Below are 21,386 nucleotides of genomic sequence, written 5' to 3' on the forward strand. Positions count from 1 at the left end.
GGGAAAACAAGTGCGAATTCCCGTGAAGTGGAAAAACAGCGCGAAAAATCAGGAACGAGGCTGGATGGCCGAATTTTGGCAGACACGACAGCAGGGGCCCAAGGCAATACTAAACGAACCCCCACAGATCCGCCTCTGCCAGACGCGCGTTCAGTGTTGTGCTGCCGGTTTCAGGAACAAGCACGTCCTCGACCGAGAGATCCACGAACAGGACCTCCTCAACCGCTTTCAGGCGAACCCCAATGGTTTCAAGTGTGAAACCGGTACCTGTCTGCTCCGAATATTCGCGTGTGACCTCGTCAAACGTCGCCGTATCAGCCAGATGGAGGACCACAGTGTCCTGGCCACGCCCGCCGTAAATGCGGTCAAGACCATCATCCGCAGCATTTCCCCACCATGTCGTGTCCATCCACAGGAACCAGTCGTCGCCACTGCCACCCTTGAGGGTATCCTGCCCCCCTGTATCGACTAGGACATCCTCTTTGGAACCGCCCAGCAGACTGTCATCGCCATATCCACCGGCAAGAACGTCACGGCCACCGTCGCCATGTATGTTGTCGTTTCCGGAACCGCCCGCGACAATATCCGCGCCAGCACCCGCTTTAACAGCGTCATGCCCCTTGCCGGCAAGAATGACATCGTGTCCGGCGCCTGAAGTCACAGTGTCATGACCGCGTCCCGAAAAAATGAGGTCGTCATCCGCACTTCCGAGCACATCATCCGCACGCCGACCGAAATCCTGGAGGCCATTACGGTAAACCTCCGCCTCGAATGCCGCCATCACGCCATGCATGGCTGCAGTGGGATGCACGGAGTCGATGAAACCAATGCGGTCGGTGTAGTGCGTCAGACTGGTATCGAAACCAAGGTCGGGGTTCACTGTCTGGCCGTATTTATCACTTTCGCCGAGCAGCCACGATTGCTCAATCTGCCCAAATCCAAACGTCCCTGGATCCCGCTCCACCTCCGTCGTGAGCGCGTTCATGTCGATCAGCCTGACATCCGCACCCGTTGCCGCAAATTCCTCAACCATGCGCTCAATCCGGTCGTTCATGTTGTCGACAACGCTGTCGCTGTAGTAGTCCACAATAAATCCGGCATCGTTGAACACGGGGAAGAACGTAGTCTCGGGCTGCGTCAATACCCGCACCTGGCCGGTCCCCGCCTCCAGGAGCCGCTCGACATTCGTTTCAATCGACGCGACAACATCGCGGACGAGATCCTCGATCTCGTTGTCCCAACGCCACGGCCAAATGCTGTCCGGCTCCCAATTTGCCAGGTCATTTGACCCGATCCAGACATTGACGGAAACTCCCGCGAGATCACGGCCGTAGCTTGCGGCATCCGCCAAAAACCGGTCGGTCTGTGCGGTCAGGTTTATGTCCGTGTCGAGACGGGGATCGTCGATATCGACTTTCAGGATCGAAGGATCCTCGACAAAATCCCGGCCTGCGAGAGAGCCAACCGCCCGGCCGCCTGCAAACGCGTAATTGTAGGCATCGCCGCCCTCGATCCCCAAAAGGCCCGGCACGATTGATGAATGCACCTCACCATTGGTGAAACGGGTGGAATACCACTCGGCATTGGGAAGAGGGACCTTTAATACCTGTGACGAAAGACGGTAGAACTCGTCGCTGTCGCTCAGGCTGTCGCCCAACCAGGCCATCTTGGTTATGGTCATGTCGCATCCCCATCCCTGTTTCGCTCAAGTCTATGGCAATAAAGAAATCGAACCAAGGCGGACCCGGTTCAATCCTGCCCTTTACCCGGCTGCGTCAGACATCCCACATCCCAGGCATCCGGAGCTTTCCCCTCCGCCCATGGACGATGCCTCAATCGTACCGCCCGCAACACCGCTTCCGCGCTGTTGTCGGCAACGTCGTATCCTGCCGCTGCGGCCCTGGTCTCAAACGCGTTCCATCCACCGGTTCCGGCCTCGGACACCACCGATGGCGCGGCAAGTCCCTGTAAAGCCAATCTGCCCCAGTCGAACTTCGGCCCCGGATCAGCTTTTCTTTCCGGCGCAATGTCGGAGTGGCCTATGACGCCTTCGGCCGGAATGCCCCAACGGCTCAAAATCTCCCAGAGCAGCGCTTCCAAAGCCGCCATTTGCACTTCCGGAAACGGTGGAAACCCCTTCAGAGACGCCGGATTGGCCAGTTCAATGCCTATGGACCGGGAGTTGATGTCATCCAGTCCTTTCCAGCGCCCAAGGCCGGCGTGCCATGCCCGTTCCGCCTCATCCACCAGCCGCCACACCCGGCCATCGCGGGCGATCAGATAATGGGACGAAACCTCCGCCTCCGGATCGCACAGCCGGTCCAGAGCCGCCTCCGCCGTCTCCATGGCCGTATGGTGTAAGAGAACCAGGGACGGCCGCAAACCATCCCTGCGCGGGCCGAAATTGGGGCTTGGGTGTTCCAGTATGCGCATGTTCGGTTTCCTGCCTTTCCCGTCCCAGAGAAAACAGGCAGCATGCGGCAATGTCGAGACCTTCGCCCCTGCAAAACCGCTGTGCCCCTGACGGAACGCTGGTCGCCCATCCGGCACGCGGGACGATGATGGGCAACCGCGGTGGTCGCCTGCACGATTCCGACAGACATTTGAGGAGGGCCGGATGGCGGTCGAAAGCATGGATCTGCTGCCATTTGAACTTCCGGGACCGGCACCGAGAGGTCATGGGCACCGGCTACACCGAACTGTTTTTCCTCGATGAGGTAACCGCCCTCGCGGCGGGACACCGGCCCTGCTTCGAATGCCGACGGACCGACGCGCTTGCGTTTGCTGCCGCATGGGCTGCCGCGCATCAGTTGGCCTCTCCGCCCAGGGCCGGTGAAATGGACCTGATACTGCACCGCGAGCGACTGGCGGATCAGGATCCAGGAGACGCGGCAGACCTGCCGGACGGCTGCATGTTCAGACTTGAAGGGTCATTCTGGCTTCGCTGGAAAAAGAATATGCACCGGTGGTCCTTTGAGGGTTACGATGAAGCGCTTCCCCTGCCCACCGACGAACAAGCCGTCATTCCGATCACTCCACCGACTATCCAGTCGGTATTTCAAAACGGATACCTGCCTTCCATTCACGGGAGTGTGCGGGGCCGAAATCCGTAACCGGTTCCCACAAGCGGGAAACGGCCTTCACCAGGATTCACTACGACAGGTCACACGATGAACAACCCCTTACTGAACGCCTACTACGATCAGATTTCCCAGGCTGTTTTCGGACACCGGCGGCCTGACCTCAATCTAACCGGCACGGCAAAGCTGCCGTCCAAATTTGCCGTGACCGATTTCGCCTGCGCATGCATCGGTGCCGCGGCTACTGCGCTTGCGGACCTTTCCGGAACTCCCGCTTCAGACGTTACCGTGGACCGACGCCTTGCCTCAATGTGGTTCGACCGAACCCGTCGGCCGCTCGGATGGAATCTTCCAGATGTCTGGGATCCTCTGGCTGGAAACTACCGGACCAAGGACGGCTGGATCCGCCTTCACACCAACGCCCCACATCATCGTGACGCGGCTCTCCGTGTCCTTGGCTGTCCGCCCACTCGTGAAGCGATAACCAGAACGGTCCGCGGCTGTTCCTCTAGCAATCTCGAAACCACAATCGTGGAAGCGGGAGGCTGCGCCGCAGAACTGCGCACAATGGAGGCATGGGCGGCGCATCCACAGGGACAGGCCGTTCAGTCTGAACCGCTCATCCACTGGACACGACATTCGACTGCCCCCCGTAAACACACATTCCCCGAAGTTCGACCGCTGGCCGGCGTCCGCGTACTGGACCTGACAAGGGTTCTCGCCGGCCCTGTTGCCAGCCGGTTCCTGGCTCAATTTGGAGCCGATGTGCTGCGTAATGATCCGCCCGGGTGGGACGAGCCCGGCGTGGTCACGGAAACCACACCTGGCAAGCGGCGTGCATATCTCGATCTTAAGAGTGCAGTAGGCAAAAAGACATTCGAACCCCTGCTCCGAGAGGCAGACATTCTTCTCCACGGATACAGGCCTGGCGCGTTGGATGGCCTCGGGTTCGGCCGCGAAAGCCGAAGAAGCATTAATCCCGCCCTCATCGACATCAGCCTCAACGCCTATGGACATACCGGCCCCTGGCGGAGACGCCGGGGCTTCGACAGCCTCGTCCAGATGAGCAGCGGTATCGCCAGTCCAAAAGGCACAGTCGATCAGAAACCCACTCCACTGCCGGTTCAGGCGCTCGACCATGGCACCGGATACCTGATGGCCGCTGCGGCCCTGCACGCACTGAAAATCAGGTCCAGCGGCGAGATACGCTCCGCCCGCCTGTCTCTGGCCCGCACCGGACACTTGCTGGCATCCGTCCCGAACGCCGAAAATCAGGCCCCGCTGCAGGCCGGGGATGACGATTATTCAACCGAAATTGAAAACACGGATTGGGGCCCAGCGCACCGCATGAGTGAGCCGTTCACAATCGGCGCGAGGACAAAGCCCGCATTTGCCTACCCGGCTGGCCGCCTCGGAAAGGACGATGCCGCTTGGCGGTAAGCTCTGATAGGTTAAAACGTGCTGAAAGCTTTAAGAGCCAAGCTCCCGGTACGGGGCCGGATCCCAGTCACAGGCAAATCCATCCCCATCGGCATCGAGACGAAGCGGGTCCTCATCCGGACCGCCATTAGCGAGGAACGCCCGCTGGGCATCGTCATCCGTGGAATAGCGACGGCATCCCGATGCGACCGCTGAGCCGAAGCTGCGGCGGTAGATCTTGTTGCCAACCTCGTTTGTGGACTGCTGCGCATAGAGTGCAATATTGGCACCCTGAACCTGATTGGGCACGCCGGTTGTGGGCACGATCACCAATTGCGACCGCGCCTCGGCAAGCTGCTGTTCCGCGATCTCCCGGTCAATCTTCTGCTGCTCCTGGGAATAGGCATTGAGGTTGATCCGGTCGTCATCCAACTCCGCACCAACCGCCTGCGCCCCCTCGAGTGAAACAGCTCCGGTTGCAGCCGCAGCGGCGGCATCGCCTCCGGCAACAGGGTCCGGAACAGGCGTCGCGGGGGGAACGTCATAGGTTGGCGGAGAGTATTGCGGCACCTCGTAAACCGTGACGTTTTCCGGCACGGAAACACTCGACGTGCAGGCCGACAGGCCAACAAGGGACAATGCGGCAACAACGTATCTCAACTGGCAACTCCTGTTATCCCGGCGTAACGGCGGCAGAAGTCTACCACCAACGCTCGGGTTTATCATTAAAACCACAGGCAGCCTCAATCGTATAGGCCGTATTGAGCATATCGGCCTCCTCCCACGGGCGCCCAATGATCTGGAGGCCGTTGGGAAGTCCGTTATGATCCAGCCCTACCGGCACCGAAACCCCGGGCAGCCCCGCAAGATTGACCGTAACGGTAAACACATCGTTGAGATACATCTCAACGGGATCCGCATCGTCCATCGAGCCCAGCGCAAAAGCGGGCGACGGCGTAGCCGGTGTCAGGATCGCGTCGATGCCATCGTTAAACACGCGCTCAAAATCCTGGCGGATCAGCGTACGAACCTTCTGCGCCCGGATGTAGTAGGCGTCATAGAAACCGGCCGACAGAACGTAGGTGCCAAGCATCACGCGGCGCTGAACCTCGTGCCCAAAGCCCTCGGCCCGGGTCCGCTCGTACAGGTCCGTGATACCATCGCCCGCACCCAGTTCAGCGCGACGTCCGTAGCGAACGCCATCATAGCGCGCCAGGTTGGACGAGGCCTCAGCCGGCGCAATCACGTAATAGGCGGGCAGCGCGTATTTGGTATGCGGCAGGGATATATCGACGATCTCGGCACCCGCATCGCGCAGCATGTCCGCGCCTTTCTGCCACAGAGCCTCGATATCCGCGGGCATCCCGTCGATCCGGTACTCCTTCGGGATACCTATCCGCTTGCCGCGAATATCTCCGGTAAGCGCCGCTTCGAAATCCGGCACGGGAATATTGGCCGAGGTTGAGTCTTTTGGATCGTGGCCGGACATCGCACCCAGCATGATCGCGCCATCGCGCACCGATTTCGTCATCGGCCCGGCCTGGTCGAGGGACGACGCAAATGCCACAATTCCCCAACGGGAAACACGTCCATAGGTCGGCTTGACCCCGACAATCCCGGTGAACGCGGCCGGCTGACGGATGGACCCGCCGGTATCCGTCCCGGTCGCCGCAATGCACAGATCCGCCGCAACGGCCGCCGCCGACCCGCCTGAGGAGCCACCAGGCGTCAACGGGCGGTTGTCGCCCTCAAGCCGCCATGGATTGACCACCGGACCATAGCAGGATGTCTCGTTGGACGAACCCATTGCGAACTCATCCATGTTCAGTTTGCCGACGCAGACCGCCCCCTGCTCCCACAGTTTGGTGGTAACCGTGCTGTCATACTGCGGCTTAAACCCACCCAGAATGTTCGACGCCGCCTGGCTAGGGACGTTCTCAACACAGAACAGATCCTTGATGCCGAGCGGAATGCCACACATGTCGGGCGCGTCACCCGCATCAATCCGTTTCTGCGCCGCACCGGCCTGCTCCAGAGCCAGTTCTTCTGTCACGACCGAATACGCGTTCAACTCACCGGAGGCCTTCGCCGCCGAGACGCAGCCCTCAGCCAGTTCAACAGCGCCAACATCACCCGACCGCAACCGGTCGCGGGCTTCGGAAATCGTAAGACCAGTAATATCCGACATTACTCAACCACCTTCGGAACCGTGAAGAAACCGGCGCGCGCATCAGGCGCATTCGCAAGAACCCGGTCCCGCCTGTCACCATCCGTGACCTCATCGTCACGCCAGGCCAGTTTCATGGGTGTCACCGACGTCATCGGCTCAACGCCATCCACATCAACCTCGCCCAGCTGCTCCATAAACCCAAGAACGGCGGACAGTTCCTTTGCCAGCGGATCGAGATCCGTTTCCGGCACCTCAATTCGGGCCAGATGCGCAATACGTCTTGCGGTTTCCTTATCGATTGCCATCACGTCTTTTCCTGGAAAACATTCGGTCGGGGATTACCTTGCATGGCCCTGCTGTGCAAGTGCGGCGCGGCGGATATGACGGGAAACCGGTTGACCGCACGCCCTGGTCAAATTGATACTCCGCGCAAGCGTTCAATGTCGGGCACGCACAACCTGGGGGTATCGTCATGAAAATCACGTTTTTGGGGCATTCCGGTTTTCGCATGGAGATTGGAAACACGACGCTGCTGGTGGATCCGTGGCTGGAGGGGAACCCGGTTTTCGATCCGGCCGACCGGGCCAAAGCCATCGAGGGTGCGACCCACATTCTGATCAGCCACGGCCACGGCGACCATGCCGCTGACGCACTCTCCCTCGCAAAGGAACTCAACGTTCCAATCGTAGGCATCTACGACATGATCAGCCACTGGGAGGCGTCCGAGGGCATCGAGGGTGTCGGCTTCAACAAGGGCGGCACGGTGAATCTGGACGACGTTGCCGTAACAATGGTCAACGCAACACATTCATCCTCACAGGCGTCGGACAACGGCCCAATATACACCGGCACCGAATCCGGTTTCATGATCGAGGGAGAGGACAAAACCATCTATTTCTCCGGTGACACCGACGTCATGGCCGACATGGAAATCTTTGAGGAACTCCATCAGCCAGATATTGGCATCCTCTGCGCCGGCGGGCACTTCACCATGGACATGAAGCGCGCGGCCTTCGCCGCGAAAAGGTATTTCAATTTCAAAACCGTCATTCCCTGTCACTACAAAACCTTCCCGATCCTGGAACAGTCGGCGGAAGAGCTCAAAAACGCCCTTCCCGGCGTCGACGTGATAGAACCGGAAGTCATGAAGACGATTGAACTCTGACCGGCACCCGGTCATTGAGACCGCAAATCAGGGCTGGCACAAACTGGCCCAATTGCATCCGGCGGCAAAACGCCGCTTTCGACCAAGACAGGTTTTACGCACCATGAAAGCACTACTCCCCAACGTGGATCCCGACGGACTGCGGGAATTCTCGGTCGTCTTCACCGACCGTTCACTCAACCACATGAGCCAGAAGTTTCAGCAGGTCATGCGTGACCTCTCCGAAAACCTGAAGGACGTCTACGGGGCCGACCACCTGGCGATCGTTCCGGGCGGCGGCACCTTTGCGATGGAAGCGACGGCAAGGCAGTTCGCGGGTGATAAAGACGTGCTCGTCCTGCGCAACGGCTGGTTTTCCTTCCGCTGGTCGCAGATCCTCGAGGCGGGGCAGTTCCACAAATCCGAAACCGTGCTCAAAGCCTCCCGAACCGGCGACGCGGCAACGGCACCCTTCGCCCCTGCCCCGCTCGATCACGTCATCGGGGAAATCCAATCCCGGAAACCCGACATCGTGTTTGCTCCACACGTGGAAACATCATCCGGCATCATCCTGCCAGACGCCTACCTCAAAGCGGTCGCCGACGCCGTGCACGAGGCTGGCGGCCTCTTCGTCCTCGACTGCATCGCATCGGGCTGTGTCTGGGTCGATATGGCCAGCCTTGGCATCGACGTCCTGATTTCCGCCCCGCAGAAAGGCTGGTCCTCCACGCCCTGCGCCGGTGTGGTGATGATGAGCAGCCGGGCGTGGGACATCATGCAGGACAGCACATCCAGCAGCTTTGCTGCCGACCTGAAAACCTGGTCGAACATCATGAAGGCATATGAAAACGGCGGTCACGCCTATCATGCAACCATGCCCACCGAAGGGCTGGTGATGTTCCGGGACACGGTGCTCGAAACCCGTGACTGGCAGTTCGAAACCGCCAAATCCGCACAGTGGGAACTCGGCCGTCGGGTCCGTTCTATGCTGGAAGCGCGCGGCATCCAGTCCACGGCGGCGGAAGGCTTCAAGGCTCCGGGTGTTGTCGTAAGCTACACATCCAGACCCGAAGTTCAGAACGGCAGCGCATTCGCCAAAAACGGCACCCAGATCGCGGCGGGTGTTCCGCTTCGCTGCGATGAACCGGATGAATTCAGCACGTTCCGTCTGGGTCTGTTCGGGCTCGACAAGCTGCGCGACATTGACGGGACAGTCGCCACACTGGAAACCGCTCTCGACGAAGCCGGCCTTTAAAATATCAACGCAGGCCCTCGAAAAACTCCTTCAGAAGGCCCACGCATTCCGTCTCCGCGATCCCACCATGCACCTCCGGGGCATGGTGGCTCTGCTCCCGGGCAAAGACCCTCGCCCCCTGCTCCACTCCACCGGATTTGGGATCGGCCGCACCGTAGTAAAGCCGCGCAATCCGGGCCGCGGAAACAGCCGCCGCGCACATCGCACACGGTTCCAAAGTAACGTACAGCGCGCAGCCGGTAAGCCGCTCCGACCCGAGCCTCGCACAGGCCTCACGAATAACCAGCATCTCTGCATGTGCCGTCGGGTCCGACAGCTCCCGTGTTCGGTTCCCGGCCCTTGCGATCACCGTTCCCTTCGGGTCAACAAGCACCGCACCCACGGGAATCTCCCCCCTGTCCCGGGCCGCCCGCGCCTCCTCCAGCGCTAGATCCATCATGGGTGCAAAACGTGTCATCGCGACCTTATCCGCCCGAACCGTCACCGACCGCAAGCGCGATAGACGTTGCGGGAAACGCATGATGCGCGATAAGGACCAACGTATGAGTAAAAACACCGCATCAGAACGCATCGCAAAGCGCTTCGCCCGCGCCGGTCTCGCGTCCCGCCGTGGCGCAGAGGCCATGATTCTGGCCGGGCGCGTCTCCGTGAATGGGACGGTCATCGACTCCCCGGCCCTAAATGTCAGCGAATCAGATGTCATTCTGGTCGACGGCAACCCGGTCGAATCCGCCCAGGAAACCCGCCTCTGGCGCTACCACAAGCCCGTAGGTCTCGTAACAACCGAACGCGACGAAAAGGGCCGACCCACGGTCTTTGAGAAGCTCCCCGGGGAACTGCCGAGGGTCATCAGCGTCGGGCGCCTCGACATTAACTCCGAAGGGCTCCTGCTCCTGACCAATGACGGCGAGCTAAAACGACGGCTGGAGCTTCCCTCCACCGGCTGGGTGCGGAAATACCGGGTTCGCGCACGTGGCCGTCCCACCGACGCCATGCTGGAACCACTCCGCAAAGGCGTCACAATCGACGGCGAGCGGTTTCAGCCCATGTCGGTGACAATCGACCGGGAACAGGGTGCCAATGCATGGCTCACCGTAGGCATCCGCGAAGGACGCAACCGAGAGGTCAGACGCGCACTTGCTCATGCCGGTCTAATTGTAAACCGGCTTATCCGCGTATCCTACGGTCCGTTCCAGCTTGGAGACCTCAAAGCCGGAACGGTGGAGGAGGTTAAGGGAAGGATCATCCGCGATCAGCTGGGGCAAAAAACCAGGCATCCCAATACCGAACCGCAGAAATCCTTACAAAAGCCCAAAAGGGGCAAATCGCGAATCAGACGACCTTAAGTTCGCCCGCGCTTTTTCGACCGTCACGGCCATCTACAAGTTCATATTCAATCGGCTGGTCGTCCCGAAGGGTCTGAAGACCGGCGCTCTGAACGGCCGTGATATGCACGAACACGTCCTTTCCGCCATCTTCCGGCTGAATAAACCCAAAACCCTTTTCGGTATTAAACCACTTCACCGTGCCTTTGGCCATTACGGTAAGTCCTTAGTTATCCCACCTGAACACTGCGCACAGGCTTCTGCGACGACATCGCTCAAGGTCTACCGCGAGCCATGCGGAAAACGCTTTGATTGGCTGCCGTTGCACCACCATAACGCGAATCAGCGTTATAACAAAGGATGATCGCCAGTGTTCCTGAGAATTGAACACCCTGAATTGGCCGGTTTTCGCGTATTCCGCCCAAATGATGGGCATCACGTCCTCCTTTAAGGTCATCAATACTGGCATCCGGCGGTTACGGGCATTATCTTGCACTGCAACCGAACGCGGGACCTGGTGGGGCAGATGAACACATCCGGAATGAAACTTATTGGATTTATTGTGCTTGCGGCCATCGTTCTCACGACCGGCCTCGGCGCACTGGGAGCGTCCTGATGTCCGCAAAACGCTTTGGCGGCAAATACTCACCAGGCGCATCACGTGGCTCCAGCGCCCCGGCAGCCAACCCGTTTCGAAACCGCAACGCCAGCCGGGTAAGCATACGGGCACGACTGATGTACCTGTTGCCCGTGCCGCTTCTGTTTGCGGCGCTGGGTTCAATCGGTCGCGGCAACGCCACCGAAATGCTGGCGGAACTGCTCGGCCTCGTTGGCCTGATGACTTCCGCCTGGCTCCTGAATGACGGCATCAGGGCCGAAAACGCCTTCAACGCCAGAACCGTTGCCCGCCCGCCATCCGTCCCGCGCAAACTCTTTGCAGCGGTCCTGACCGGAGTATCTGTCTGCGTCGTAGGTTGGCTGAGCATCGGCCAACCCCTGCCCGGTGCCATAGTATTCGGCGCGGTCGCCACAGCGGCCCAGGTCCTGGCGTTCGGCCTCGATCCGATGAAAAAGAAAGGCCTCGACGGGGTCAACGAATTTGAAACAGAACGCGTCGCCAAAGCCATCGACAAAGCTGAGGGCCTTGTTCGCCAGATCACCGGAGCGGCCTCCCGCATCGGCGACCGGAGGCTTGAGGAGCGTATCGACCGGCTCTGCGACCAGGCCCGGGAGGTGTTCCGCGTGGTGGAAGCTGATCCCAGAGACCTATCCAGGGCGCGAAAGTTCCTGAGCGTCTACCTGCTGGGACTGCGCGATGCGACGACCAAATTTGCCGAGATTTATTCACGTACCGGCGATCCGGAGCCACGCAAGGAATACGAGGCCCTGCTGGCCGATCTTGAAACAAGTTTTGAAGCCCACAGAACCGATCTGCTGGCCGATGACCGTACGGACCTTGATGTCGAAATCGAGGTCCTTCGGGAAAGGCTGAAACAGGACGGGCTGACCACCGAATAATATCAGGAGATATCATCATGGCAGAAGACGTACGGGCGCAGGCCGAGGCCACGCTGAAAGAGGTCGAGGAGATTACCACGAACCTCCTTCCCGAGGCATCCGGTGAACTGATTGCGGTGGAACAGGCCGACCCGGCGCTGCAGGCCGAGATCAACAAACGCATGTCGGAAATCGATGTGTCAAACACGCAGTCGATCATCCGCTTCGGCTCCGCCGCCCAGGCCGAGCTTCAGGCCATCAGCCAGGACATGCTTGCCGACGTGCGCAACAAGGACGTCGGCCCCGCCGGCGACAGCCTGCGCAGCATGGTCGCCTCCCTGCGCGGTTTCTCGGTGAAGGAGCTGGATCCCAACCGCAAACAAAGCTGGTGGGAAAAACTTCTCGGTAAAACCAAACCAATGGCCGAGTTCATGGCGCGGTACGAAACCGTACAGGGCCAGATCGACGGCATCTCCAACGAGCTCCTCGAGCATGAGCACACCCTGCTCAAGGACATCAAGTCGCTGGACAAGCTCTACGAAAAAACGCTCGATTTCTACGACGAGCTTGCCGTCTACATCGCCGCGGGTGAGGCCAAAATCGCGGAGCTCGACAACACGGCTATTCCCGCCAAGGAAGCCGAGGTTCAGGCCGCCCCCGAACAGGAAGGCGTAATGAAGGCCCAGGAGCTGCGCGACCTGCGGGCCGCACGGGACGATCTGGAACGCCGGGTCCATGACCTTAAGCTGACCCGCCAGGTCACGATGCAGTCGCTTCCGTCGATCCGGCTGGTTCAGGAAAACGACAAGAGCCTCGTGAACAAAATCAACTCCACTCTGGTCAACACCGTGCCGCTCTGGGAAACCCAGCTGGCACAGTCGGTCACGATCCACCGCTCCCGTGAGGCGGCCAATGTGGTGCGTGAAGCCAATGACCTGACCAACGAACTGCTGACCAAAAACGCCGAAAACCTGCGTACGGCAAATGCCGAAATTCGCAAGGAAATGGAACGCGGCGTGTTCGACATCCAGGCGGTTGAGAAAGCCAACGCCGATCTGATTGCCACCATCGAGGACAGCCTGCGCATCGCGGACGAGGGCAAGGCCAAGCGGGCGGAAGCGGAACAGAGCCTGATCCAGATGGAAAACGACCTCAAGCAGACGCTGGCGGCGGCCAAGGCCAAGGAAACCGGTCTGGGCGACACCGTCGCCAACAGCACGACGAGCTAGGAGGCGCACCATTGTTCGGGGCAGGACCAGCAATCAACCGGTCGGGAACCTTCCCGTCGACGGCAGGGGCCGTTTTGTCCCTGCTGTGGGTTGTCGGCTGTTCCGGCCCGGATACCTCCGACACCACCGCGGCGGGGGCAGACCTTGAGCCACCCGCACCGGCAACAGAACCGGTGGATGCCGCGTCCGCCGCTCAGGATTCACTGACAAGCTACTATGCGAGCGTGGAGAACAACCTTACCTCGACAGGCCGAATGCGTCGCGAAACCGCACCGGCCGACGCGCCTTTCGGGGTGGAAGACCTCGTGCGCAATTTCGACCGTATTGCCCTGAACGTGGAATATGTCGAGCAGGATGGACGCTACGTCTCCGCCGAGACTCCAGGCATCCTCAAGCGGTGGGAACGCCCCATCCGCGTCGGCATCATGAACAGCGCCTCCATCTCCGAGGCCGAAGCCTCCCGCGACCGCGCGAACGTTGCGGCATACACGAACCGTCTTGCCGGCCTGACCGGCGTCGACATGCGCGTCGTGGACGCGACCGAGGGCCACGCCAACTTTTTGGTTCTGTTCCTGAACTCCCAGGAAAGTGCCCAATTCGCCGAGCGCATCACGGAAACCTACCCCGAATTTGCACCGGCTGTCATGCGGGGCATCCGTGACGCCACCGCGGACCTGTTTTGTGTCACCTACTCCTTCAGCGACCCGAACAATCCGGCGACCTATGGGGCGGCCCTGATCCTGATCCGCGCGGAACACCCCGCTTTCACCCGGCTCTCCTGTGTACACGAGGAAATGGCCCAGGCGATGGGTCTGCCCAATGACAGCCCGGACGCCCGCCCGTCGCTCTTCAACACCAATCTCGAGTTTGCCCTCCTGACCGAGCATGACGAAATGCTCCTGCGGATGCTCTACGACGAGCGGCTTCAGCCGGGCATGACGGCCGAGGACGCCCAGGATATCCTGCCGGACGTTGCACGCGACGCCATGAACGAACATCTGCTAAGCCTTCAGGCGACGGCTGCCGTAATAAACTGACCGGAGAGGGAACATGTCCATTTTCGATTTCCTGCGTGGCGAGTTCATCGACGTCATTCACTGGACCGATGACAGCCGTGACACGATGGTGTCCCGGTTTGAGCGCGAGGGCCACGCAATCAAATACGGAGCCAAACTCACGGTCCGCGAGGGCCAGGCCGCGGTCTTTGTCCATGAGGGTCAATTGGCGGATGTTTTTGAGCCCGGCCTCTACCAGCTCGAAACCAACAACATGCCGATTTTGACCTCGCTCCAGCACTGGGATCACGGGTTCAACAGCCCCTTCCTCTCCGAGATCTATTTCGTCAACACCCGCCAGTTCACCGACCTCAAATGGGGCACCCGAAATCCGGTAATCTGCCGTGACCCGGAATTCGGCCCGGTCCGCCTGCGCGCTTTTGGCACCTATTCCCTGCGTGTCACCGACCCGGCCAAATTCATGGTTGAAATCGTTGGCACCGACGGTGATTTCACGACGGACGAGATCACATTCCAGATCCGCAACATCATCACCACCCATTTCAGCCAGGTCATCTCCACATCCGGCATTCCCGTGCTCGACATGGCCGCCAACAACATGGATCTCGCCAAAATCGTTCATCAGCGCATTGAGCCTATGGTAGCGGCCTACGGCCTTGAACTGATCAACTTCATGATTGAGAACGTCTCGCTCCCCGCAGATGTCGAAAAGGCGCTCGACAAACGGACCTCCGCGTCGGTGGCTGGTGACCTCCGCAAATACACCGATTTCTCCGCCGCCGAGGCCCTGACAAACTCCGGCGAAGGGAACAGCGGCCTCTCCGCCGGTGTTGGCGCCGGGATGGGCATGGCGATGGCCGACCGCATGATGCGCAGCGGCCCCTGGGGACGTGCGCCCGCAGCTGAAAGCGGCACGCCAACACCGCCACCACCACCGGCCGCCGATCCGCGCTGGCACGTGGCCGAAGGCAGCGTCGCCCGCGGCCCCTTCACGCAGCTACAGCTTGAGGCCATGTACCGTGAGGGCAAACTGACCCCGCAAACTCTCGTCTGGACCCCGGGCAGCACCGGATGGGCCAAGGCGGGTGGCGTTGAGGAACTGACGCCAATCTTCGGCGACGTGCCGCCCCCGATCCCAACCTCCTGACGGGATCGACACCTTGGCCGCACCACGGCACAACTCCCATAGCCCGGAACTGGAGGATCACAGGTTCCCCTGTTCCTCCTGCGGATCGGACCTGCGCTTCGATCCGGCCTCAGGCGATCTAAAATGCGACCATTGCGGCAATACCGAGACCATCCCGCGCAGCACCGGCGCAATGGCTGAGCTCGACCTGCGCGCTGTTGAAAGTGACGGCGACGCCGCCGCCCGGATGGAGGAAACCCGCGTAGCGCGCTGCGACAGCTGCGGCGCCGAGGTGGAATTCAACGACGACATCCACGCCCGGGAATGCCCGTTCTGTGCCTCACCGCTTGTTGCCGGAACCGGCGTCAACCGTCACATCAAACCACAGGCCCAGCTTCCCTTTGCCCTGACGCAGGAAAACGCGCAGGAAGCCATGCGCTCCTGGCTTGGCCGTCTCTGGTTCGCGCCGTCCGATCTGCGCAAGGCCGCCCGCTCGAAGGGCGGCATGAGCGGCATCTATGTCCCCTACTGGACCTATGACGCCGAAACCCGTAGCCGCTACACTGGCCAGCGCGGCACAGTGTACTACGAGACCCGACGTGTTCCGGTTGTCTCGAAGGGCAAACGCCGCATGACGAACCAGCGGGTCGCCAAGGTCCGCTGGCGCCGGGTCAGCGGCCGCGTTGCCCGGAACTTCGACGACATTCTCGTTCTGGCCTCCAACAGCCTGCCAAAACGGTTTACCGACGCCCTCGCGCCGTGGGATCTCGGTGGCCTCAAATCCTATGAACCTAAATTCATCGCGGGCTTCCGTGCGGAGGCCTACGGAAAATCCGTGCGCGAGTCCTACCCCGAGGCACAGGAACAGATGAACATCGTCATCTCCCAGGACGTGCGACGGGACATCGGCGGCGACCGGCAGAAAATCCATTCGCTCGATACGGATGTCGGCCGCCTGACATTCAAGCATGTCCTGCTTCCCGTCTGGATGGCGGCCTACCGGTATCGCGGGAAAACCTACCGCTTTGTGGTCAACGGTCAGACCGGCGCCGTCGAGGGCGAACGCCCCTACTCAACAATCAAAATTGCCATAGCGGTGATAATTGGACTAATGTTGGCTCTGGCTTTCGCCTATCTACAGATTACTCAAGGCTGACAATGATATCCGGTACGGTCTTTCGACTGCAATTTTTAACCGCACCGCTCCTGCTGTTGGCATCAGGCGGGCAGGCATTCGCAAGTGATCTTCCACCCGTCCTGTTCGAATACACCGAAGAAGCATTTCTCACCTGCCAGACCGCGGGTGGCGAGGCCCAAATAGGAGAAGGGTACAGCACAACAGCCGACCTCAACGCCGATGGCGTGCCGGATTTCATTACCGACCTGTCCGCGGTTGACTGTGCCGGGGCCCCGAACGTGTTCTGCAACAACGGCGCCTGCCCGGTGGACGCCTGGCTATCGACACCGGACGGAGGCCACACCCGTTTCGAAATTGGCCCGGCACTTTCGTTCTCCCTGACCGAACAAACGGATGGCAGGACGCGGGTTCAGACGGCACACACCCTGGAAACATGCGCTGACGCCAATGTGGAGAGCACAAACTGCGCCAAGATCTGGAATTTCAGCGGCGCGGGTGAACCGACATTCGCATTTGCCCAATCGGACGCTGATGCCCCAAGGTCCCGCCCCGCCGACCTCGTTCCGGTTGAGAAAAAGGTTGCGGTCGAACCAGACGCCGCGGCCCAGACCGGCTGGAGCCTTCGCGCCGTTCCCGGAGCCAGCCCGGTAGCCCTCGCGTTCGGCCCCGGCAACATCTACAATGTGGCAGCGTTCTGCCTCGCCGACGCGCCTTTCATCGCCCTGAGATTCCGCGAACCGCCCACGGATGAAACACTGTCCGTACAGTTCTCATTTGGCGGCACATTCCTGACCGCTGAAGCCCTGCATGAGGAAACTGCGGGTGGCGCCTATATCATAGACCTTACCGCGAATGATCTCGCTGAGGGGCTCGCGGGAAGTTCGACCAGTACCACCATCTCCGTCGATGACACCGACCAGGGCACCATGTCGCTGGAGGGATCCACCCGGACGATCCGCACCGCGTTGGAAACCTGCTACGCGTTTTAGGGGAGGTCACCCGCCGCGCCGTTTCAGGATCTCCCGCGTCCGCTCGTCCGCTTCCTCCACCTCAAGCAGGTCGTCATCCGCCGGCACCATAAGAAGCGCTGCGCCGTGGCCATCCTCGCCCAGCCACAGCCCAAAATCGTCCGGCTCAATCACGACCGGCATCCGGTGGTGCACATGCGAGAGGGTATCGTTCGCCGCACAGGTCACAATCGCACAGGTCCGCATTAATTCGTTACCCTGCGTCCAATCCTGCCAGACCCCGGCGAGCACCAGAATATCGCCTTCGGGTTTCGCGATCACATATGGCGTCTTGGCCCCCTTCTCCCCCTTCCATTCGTAAAATCCGTTGGTCGGGATCAGACACCGGCGCTCCCGCACGGCCGAGCGAAACGCGGGTTTCTCAGCTATCGTCTCAGACCGCGCATTGATCAGCAACGGGCCCGCATTGGGTGCCTTGTACCAGTGCGGCAGGAACCCCCACCGCATGGGCTCAATCACACGCTCGCCGTCGTGCGACGTTACAACAGGGATATGCTGCGTGGGCGAGACGTTCAGCCGTTCCGTATCAGGACCAAGCTCACCGGCGACAGCGCCGAAAAGATCGCTCATCGCCTCAAAATGGGACGTGATCAGAAACCTGCCGCACATCACAAAGCGCCTTCCCAAAAAACAAAGGGCTCCCCGGATACGGAGAGCCCTCGCGTCATTTCGACCGTATCACTCTACCTTTGTGATGCGACCGTCGGTGTAGGGCTCATAGGCCGCGTTACCGGCCAGATATTCCGCCACAACTTCCTCAAGACCTGGCCCGTAGTCATAGGCATTGCTGCCCTCATCACGGAACGCGACATAGCCATCACCACCGCCGCGCATGAAGTTGTTGGTCACGACCGAGTAGACCTTCTCAGGATCGATCGGCACCCATTCGTCACCTTCCTGAACCAGAACCTCCCTGATCCGGCCTTCCATCGGAGCCGCGTCCGCCGTCCAGGAATATTTTATCCCGGCAACCTGGGGGAAGCGTCCGCCGCCCTCCTCGACCTGACTCACACCATTCTCCAGAGCCTCAACCAAAGCCGCGCCCTTGATATCGAAGGTCGACAGCGTGTTCTGGAACGGCAGCACCGTCAGAACGTCACCCATGGTGACGGTTCCGGCCTCAATGGAGGCGCGAAGTCCGCCGCCATTCTGAACCGCGATCGTCACGCCCTGATCCTTTACGCGATCAAGCATGGCATCGGCCACCAGGTTGCCCATCGTGCATTCCATCGCGCGGCAGGTGTCCCTTGATCCATCAATCAAGGTCGACGTCTCACCGACCCTGCGGGACTTCAGTTCCTCAATGGGACCCGCCATCTCCGCAACCCGCTCAAGCGTAGCGGCATCGGGCTCAACGGACGCATCCAGAAGCATTGTATCACCGGTGAACTCGGTCACGTTGCCATCGTCGTCAAAGGTCAGCGTCGCGTGGCCAAGATACTTGGTATAGGCCCCGGCCTGCACCACCGGCGTCTGGTAGCCCTCCGGCCCCTCAACCATGTGCGGATACTCATAGGGCGCATCCTCAACCGTGTTTGAGAACAGCGTATGTGAATGCCCGCCAATCAGGATGTCGAGCCCCGCCACCTCGCTGGCGATCTCCAGGTCAGAGGTCACACCTACATGGGTAAGCCCGATGATGTGATCCACCCCATCGGCCTGCAATTCCTCGATGTGCCGCGACATGGTTTCCACCGTGTCCGTGAAGACAATCCCATCACCCGGGCTGGAAATTTCCGCCGTTTCGGGTGCCACCGCACCAACAATACCAATCCGGTGGCCGTCGACCTCCAGGATCACCGGGTCGGGATTGAGATCAGCCATGAACTCGTCACCGGTGGCGTCGGTGTTGCCATAGGCCACCGGGAACTCCACCGCATTGATAAATGCCGCCAGCGGTTCGGTTCCGAGGTCAAACTCGTGGTTGCCCAGCACCATGGCGTCAAACCCAATGGCGTTCATAAACTCCGCCTCGGCCTGCCCCTGGTAGGTCGTGAAGAACAGGGAGCCGGAGAACTGATCCCCCGCACTCAGCAGAATGACCGGCTCTCCCGCGGCTTCCGCTTCGGCCCTGATCTCGTTGACTGCCGTCACAAGCCGGGCCACGCCCCCGAAACACGCACCCTCCGCCTCATCCTCGGCGGAGCAGGTCGAGTCATACTTGTTGATGGACTCGATCCGGCTGTGCGCATCATTGATGTGCAGTATGTGCAGCGTAAACGCCTGGGCGCCCCCCGCCCAGAAAGCCATGGCGGCTGAGGCCAGAAGTGTTTGACGTATCGACATGAAATCATCCCCGGTTCTGCGCGGAAGCGCGGCTTAAATCCCGGGACAGAATGACAGCGAACACGCCGTCATGGCAAGCCCCGCAACTTCACCACCTTTTACCGCGACAAAACCCGCCGATCACCTCAAAGCACCGCAAGCGATGCCGCAAGAATAACGCCGACCGTCATCGTGAACGGGATCAGAACTGCAACGACAAAGATGTCACCATAGCTTTGGCGATGGGTCAGCCCCGTAATCGCAAGCAGAGTGATAACCGCACCATTATGCGGCAGGGCATCGAACCCACCGGAGGACAGGGCCACAACCCGGTGCATGATCTCCGGATCAATGCCGGCCGCCTGTGCGCTCTGCATGAACTGGTCGCCCAGGGTTTCCAGCGCAATTGACATGCCACCCGAAGCGGACCCGGTGATCCCGGCCAGAACATTTGTGGCAACCGCAGAGGAAATCAGCGGATTGGCCGAAATCCCCAGCACCGCATCGCGAATGACCACAAAGGCCGGAAGCGATGCAATCACCGCGCCATATCCAACCTCCGACGCCGTATTAAATACCGGCAGGAGCGACCCCATCGTGCCCTTGTTGTAGCTCGATTTCAGATCCACGAACCGCGACCAGTTCAGGGCGGTACAAAGCAGTATTGAGATCACCAGAGACGCGATAATGGCCCAAATGCCCTTCACATCGTTCAGCGCAATGCCACCGTAATCCGGCTCCTGGAGATAGCCTGTGTCCATTGACGGGATCACGAGGTACGTGAAGATGGCGTTCAAAACGATGACCGCCACCACCGGCATCATCGCGATCAGGATCGACGGTAGCGGCTGGTCCGAAACTTCCGAGTCGGAATCCGTCCGCTTGTGCTCCCCGTAACCTTCTCCTGCCTGATTGGCTTTTGCCCGGCGCCGGTTAAGCCAGAGGATGCCAAAAACCATCATCCCAAGCCCGGCCAGCGTCCCAAAAAACGGAGCCGCAAACGGCGTGGTCCCAAAATACGGCATGGGAATTGCGTTCTGGATCGCCGGAGTGCCCGGGAAGGCTGTCATGGTGAAAGTGAAGGAGCCCAGCGCCAGTGCCGCCGGGAGCAGACGCTTCGGCGTATCGGAACGGCGAAACAGCGCGTTCGCGATCGGATAGACCGCGAAAGCCACCACGAACAGCGACACACCACCATATGTCAGGACACCACAGGCCAGCACGACGGCCGCAATCGACTGCCCCGCTCCCATCTTCTCAGTGAACCATTCGGCAATCGTCCGGGCCGACCCGGAATCCGCCATGAGTTTGCCGAAAATGGCTCCAAGCAAAAACAGCGGAAAAAACTTCAGCAGGTAATTGCCCAGCGCGGGCATGAAGACCTGCGTATAGGTCGCGAAAATCGGCAACCCACCTGCCATTGCAGTCGCGAGAAGCGCCAGGATGGGTGCGAGAATAAGTACGTTGATCCCGCGATACGCGAGATACATCAACAACCCCAGCGACAAGAAGATTCCAATCAGTCCCATTTGCGTCCCCCAATTTATTGAATCCGGCCCAACCACCGGTTGACGGTTAACGCCCCGCCACTTCCGATTGTTCCGGCACTGCACCGCAGCATGATCCGGGCAGCCGGACCCTGGGTCAACCGCTGTGTCGGCAAGTCTGTCCCCGACACCGGCAATCGCCGCGTC

At 60.3% G+C, this 21,386-nt stretch carries 21 protein-coding genes; 11 read left to right on the forward strand and 10 right to left on the reverse strand.

The features are described 5' to 3' along the window. Window positions 1–109 precede the first annotated feature (109 nt). Together ACP15P_RS16380 and ACP15P_RS16385 are read right to left on the reverse strand one after the other, a co-directional pair. Window positions 110–1,681 (reverse strand): SGNH/GDSL hydrolase family protein, encoded by a 1,572-nt coding sequence (locus ACP15P_RS16380; RefSeq protein ID WP_424929527.1) that lies wholly within the window; start codon window positions 1,679–1,681, stop codon window positions 110–112. Window positions 1,682–1,749: 68 nt separating this feature from the next. After that, entirely contained in the window at window positions 1,750–2,433 is a 684-nt protein-coding gene (locus ACP15P_RS16385; protein ID WP_424929528.1) for an N-acetylmuramoyl-L-alanine amidase, read from the reverse strand. A gap of 50 nt (window positions 2,434–2,483) precedes the next feature. Here ACP15P_RS16385 and ACP15P_RS16390 point away from each other — a divergent pair, with 50 nt between their 5' ends. Together ACP15P_RS16390 and ACP15P_RS16395 are read left to right on the forward strand one after the other, a co-directional pair. Further along, window positions 2,484–3,113, forward strand: coding sequence for a hypothetical protein (locus tag ACP15P_RS16390; RefSeq protein WP_424929529.1), 630 nt, complete (start codon window positions 2,484–2,486; stop codon window positions 3,111–3,113). A 57-nt stretch (window positions 3,114–3,170) separates the two neighbouring features. Beyond that, window positions 3,171–4,520, forward strand: coding sequence for a CoA transferase (locus ACP15P_RS16395; protein ID WP_424929530.1), 1,350 nt, complete (start codon window positions 3,171–3,173; stop codon window positions 4,518–4,520). Window positions 4,521–4,550: 30 nt separating this feature from the next. Here the strand turns inward: ACP15P_RS16395 and ACP15P_RS16400 are convergent, their stop codons facing one another. From ACP15P_RS16400 to gatC, 3 genes are read right to left on the reverse strand one after another with little or no spacing between them, the layout of a single operon-like run. Beyond that, window positions 4,551–5,159, reverse strand: coding sequence for a hypothetical protein (locus ACP15P_RS16400; protein ID WP_424929531.1), 609 nt, complete (start codon window positions 5,157–5,159; stop codon window positions 4,551–4,553). 40 nt (window positions 5,160–5,199) lie between these two features. Further along, window positions 5,200–6,687: an Asp-tRNA(Asn)/Glu-tRNA(Gln) amidotransferase subunit GatA gene (gatA, locus tag ACP15P_RS16405; protein ID WP_424929532.1), complete on the reverse strand. Its 1,488-nt coding sequence runs from the start codon at window positions 6,685–6,687 to the stop codon at window positions 5,200–5,202. Then, window positions 6,687–6,974 (reverse strand): Asp-tRNA(Asn)/Glu-tRNA(Gln) amidotransferase subunit GatC, encoded by a 288-nt coding sequence (gene gatC, locus ACP15P_RS16410; RefSeq protein ID WP_424929533.1) that lies wholly within the window; start codon window positions 6,972–6,974, stop codon window positions 6,687–6,689. The genes gatA and gatC overlap by 1 nt, the downstream gene beginning before the upstream one ends. A 167-nt stretch (window positions 6,975–7,141) precedes the next feature. On the opposite strand from gatC, the gene ACP15P_RS16415 reads away from it, so the two are divergent. Then, window positions 7,142–7,834 carry a metal-dependent hydrolase gene (locus tag ACP15P_RS16415; protein ID WP_424929534.1) on the forward strand — a complete coding sequence of 231 codons (693 nt, stop codon included), beginning with the start codon at window positions 7,142–7,144 and terminating at the stop codon, window positions 7,832–7,834. A 103-nt stretch (window positions 7,835–7,937) separates the two neighbouring features. Continuing rightward, on the forward strand, window positions 7,938–9,068 hold the full coding sequence (locus ACP15P_RS16420) for an aminotransferase class V-fold PLP-dependent enzyme (RefSeq protein ID WP_424929535.1): 1,131 nt from the start codon (window positions 7,938–7,940) through the stop codon (window positions 9,066–9,068). A gap of 4 nt (window positions 9,069–9,072) precedes the next feature. Here the strand turns inward: ACP15P_RS16420 and ACP15P_RS16425 are convergent, their stop codons facing one another. After that, window positions 9,073–9,525 (reverse strand): nucleoside deaminase, encoded by a 453-nt coding sequence (locus tag ACP15P_RS16425; protein ID WP_424929536.1) that lies wholly within the window; start codon window positions 9,523–9,525, stop codon window positions 9,073–9,075. Between the two features lie 85 nt (window positions 9,526–9,610). On the opposite strand from ACP15P_RS16425, the gene ACP15P_RS16430 reads away from it, so the two are divergent. Further along, a complete protein-coding gene (locus ACP15P_RS16430) occupies window positions 9,611–10,414 on the forward strand; it encodes a pseudouridine synthase (RefSeq protein WP_424929537.1) in 804 nt (267 codons plus the stop codon). On the opposite strand, the gene ACP15P_RS16435 is transcribed toward ACP15P_RS16430, so the two are convergent. Next, window positions 10,401–10,607 (reverse strand): cold-shock protein, encoded by a 207-nt coding sequence (locus tag ACP15P_RS16435; protein ID WP_424929539.1) that lies wholly within the window; start codon window positions 10,605–10,607, stop codon window positions 10,401–10,403. The two genes, ACP15P_RS16430 and ACP15P_RS16435, sit on opposite strands and share 14 nt — an antisense overlap. A gap of 401 nt (window positions 10,608–11,008) precedes the next feature. Here ACP15P_RS16435 and ACP15P_RS16440 point away from each other — a divergent pair, with 401 nt between their 5' ends. From ACP15P_RS16440 to ACP15P_RS16465, 6 genes are read left to right on the forward strand one after another with little or no spacing between them, the layout of a single operon-like run. Next, on the forward strand, window positions 11,009–11,911 hold the full coding sequence (locus tag ACP15P_RS16440) for a 5-bromo-4-chloroindolyl phosphate hydrolysis family protein (RefSeq protein ID WP_424929540.1): 903 nt from the start codon (window positions 11,009–11,011) through the stop codon (window positions 11,909–11,911). Window positions 11,912–11,928: 17 nt separating this feature from the next. Then, window positions 11,929–13,119: a toxic anion resistance protein gene (locus ACP15P_RS16445; protein WP_424929541.1), complete on the forward strand. Its 1,191-nt coding sequence runs from the start codon at window positions 11,929–11,931 to the stop codon at window positions 13,117–13,119. 11 nt (window positions 13,120–13,130) lie between these two features. Continuing rightward, window positions 13,131–14,156: a DUF2927 domain-containing protein gene (locus ACP15P_RS16450; RefSeq protein WP_424929542.1), complete on the forward strand. Its 1,026-nt coding sequence runs from the start codon at window positions 13,131–13,133 to the stop codon at window positions 14,154–14,156. Between the two features lie 13 nt (window positions 14,157–14,169). After that, window positions 14,170–15,282 carry an SPFH domain-containing protein gene (locus ACP15P_RS16455; RefSeq protein WP_424929543.1) on the forward strand — a complete coding sequence of 371 codons (1,113 nt, stop codon included), beginning with the start codon at window positions 14,170–14,172 and terminating at the stop codon, window positions 15,280–15,282. A gap of 13 nt (window positions 15,283–15,295) precedes the next feature. Beyond that, a complete protein-coding gene (locus ACP15P_RS16460; protein WP_424929544.1) occupies window positions 15,296–16,417 on the forward strand; it encodes a TFIIB-type zinc ribbon-containing protein in 1,122 nt (373 codons plus the stop codon). Between the two features lie 2 nt (window positions 16,418–16,419). Further along, the gene (locus ACP15P_RS16465; RefSeq protein ID WP_424929545.1) at window positions 16,420–17,388 is read left to right on the forward strand and encodes a hypothetical protein; all 969 of its coding nucleotides are present in this window, start codon (window positions 16,420–16,422) and stop codon (window positions 17,386–17,388) included. A gap of 6 nt (window positions 17,389–17,394) precedes the next feature. On the opposite strand, the gene ACP15P_RS16470 is transcribed toward ACP15P_RS16465, so the two are convergent. From ACP15P_RS16470 to ACP15P_RS16480, 3 genes are all read right to left on the reverse strand, one after another. Then, window positions 17,395–18,036, reverse strand: a complete 642-nt coding sequence (locus ACP15P_RS16470) for an SOS response-associated peptidase (RefSeq protein ID WP_424929546.1) — start codon at window positions 18,034–18,036, stop codon at window positions 17,395–17,397. A 69-nt stretch (window positions 18,037–18,105) separates the two neighbouring features. Then, a complete protein-coding gene (locus tag ACP15P_RS16475; protein ID WP_424929547.1) occupies window positions 18,106–19,713 on the reverse strand; it encodes a bifunctional metallophosphatase/5'-nucleotidase in 1,608 nt (535 codons plus the stop codon). 125 nt (window positions 19,714–19,838) lie between these two features. After that, window positions 19,839–21,221 (reverse strand): GntP family permease, encoded by a 1,383-nt coding sequence (locus ACP15P_RS16480; protein ID WP_424929548.1) that lies wholly within the window; start codon window positions 21,219–21,221, stop codon window positions 19,839–19,841. Window positions 21,222–21,386 lie beyond the last annotated feature (165 nt).

This window comes from Amaricoccus tamworthensis, from assembly GCF_049800875.1.
Classification (GTDB): Bacteria; Pseudomonadota; Alphaproteobacteria; order Rhodobacterales; family Rhodobacteraceae; genus Amaricoccus; species Amaricoccus tamworthensis.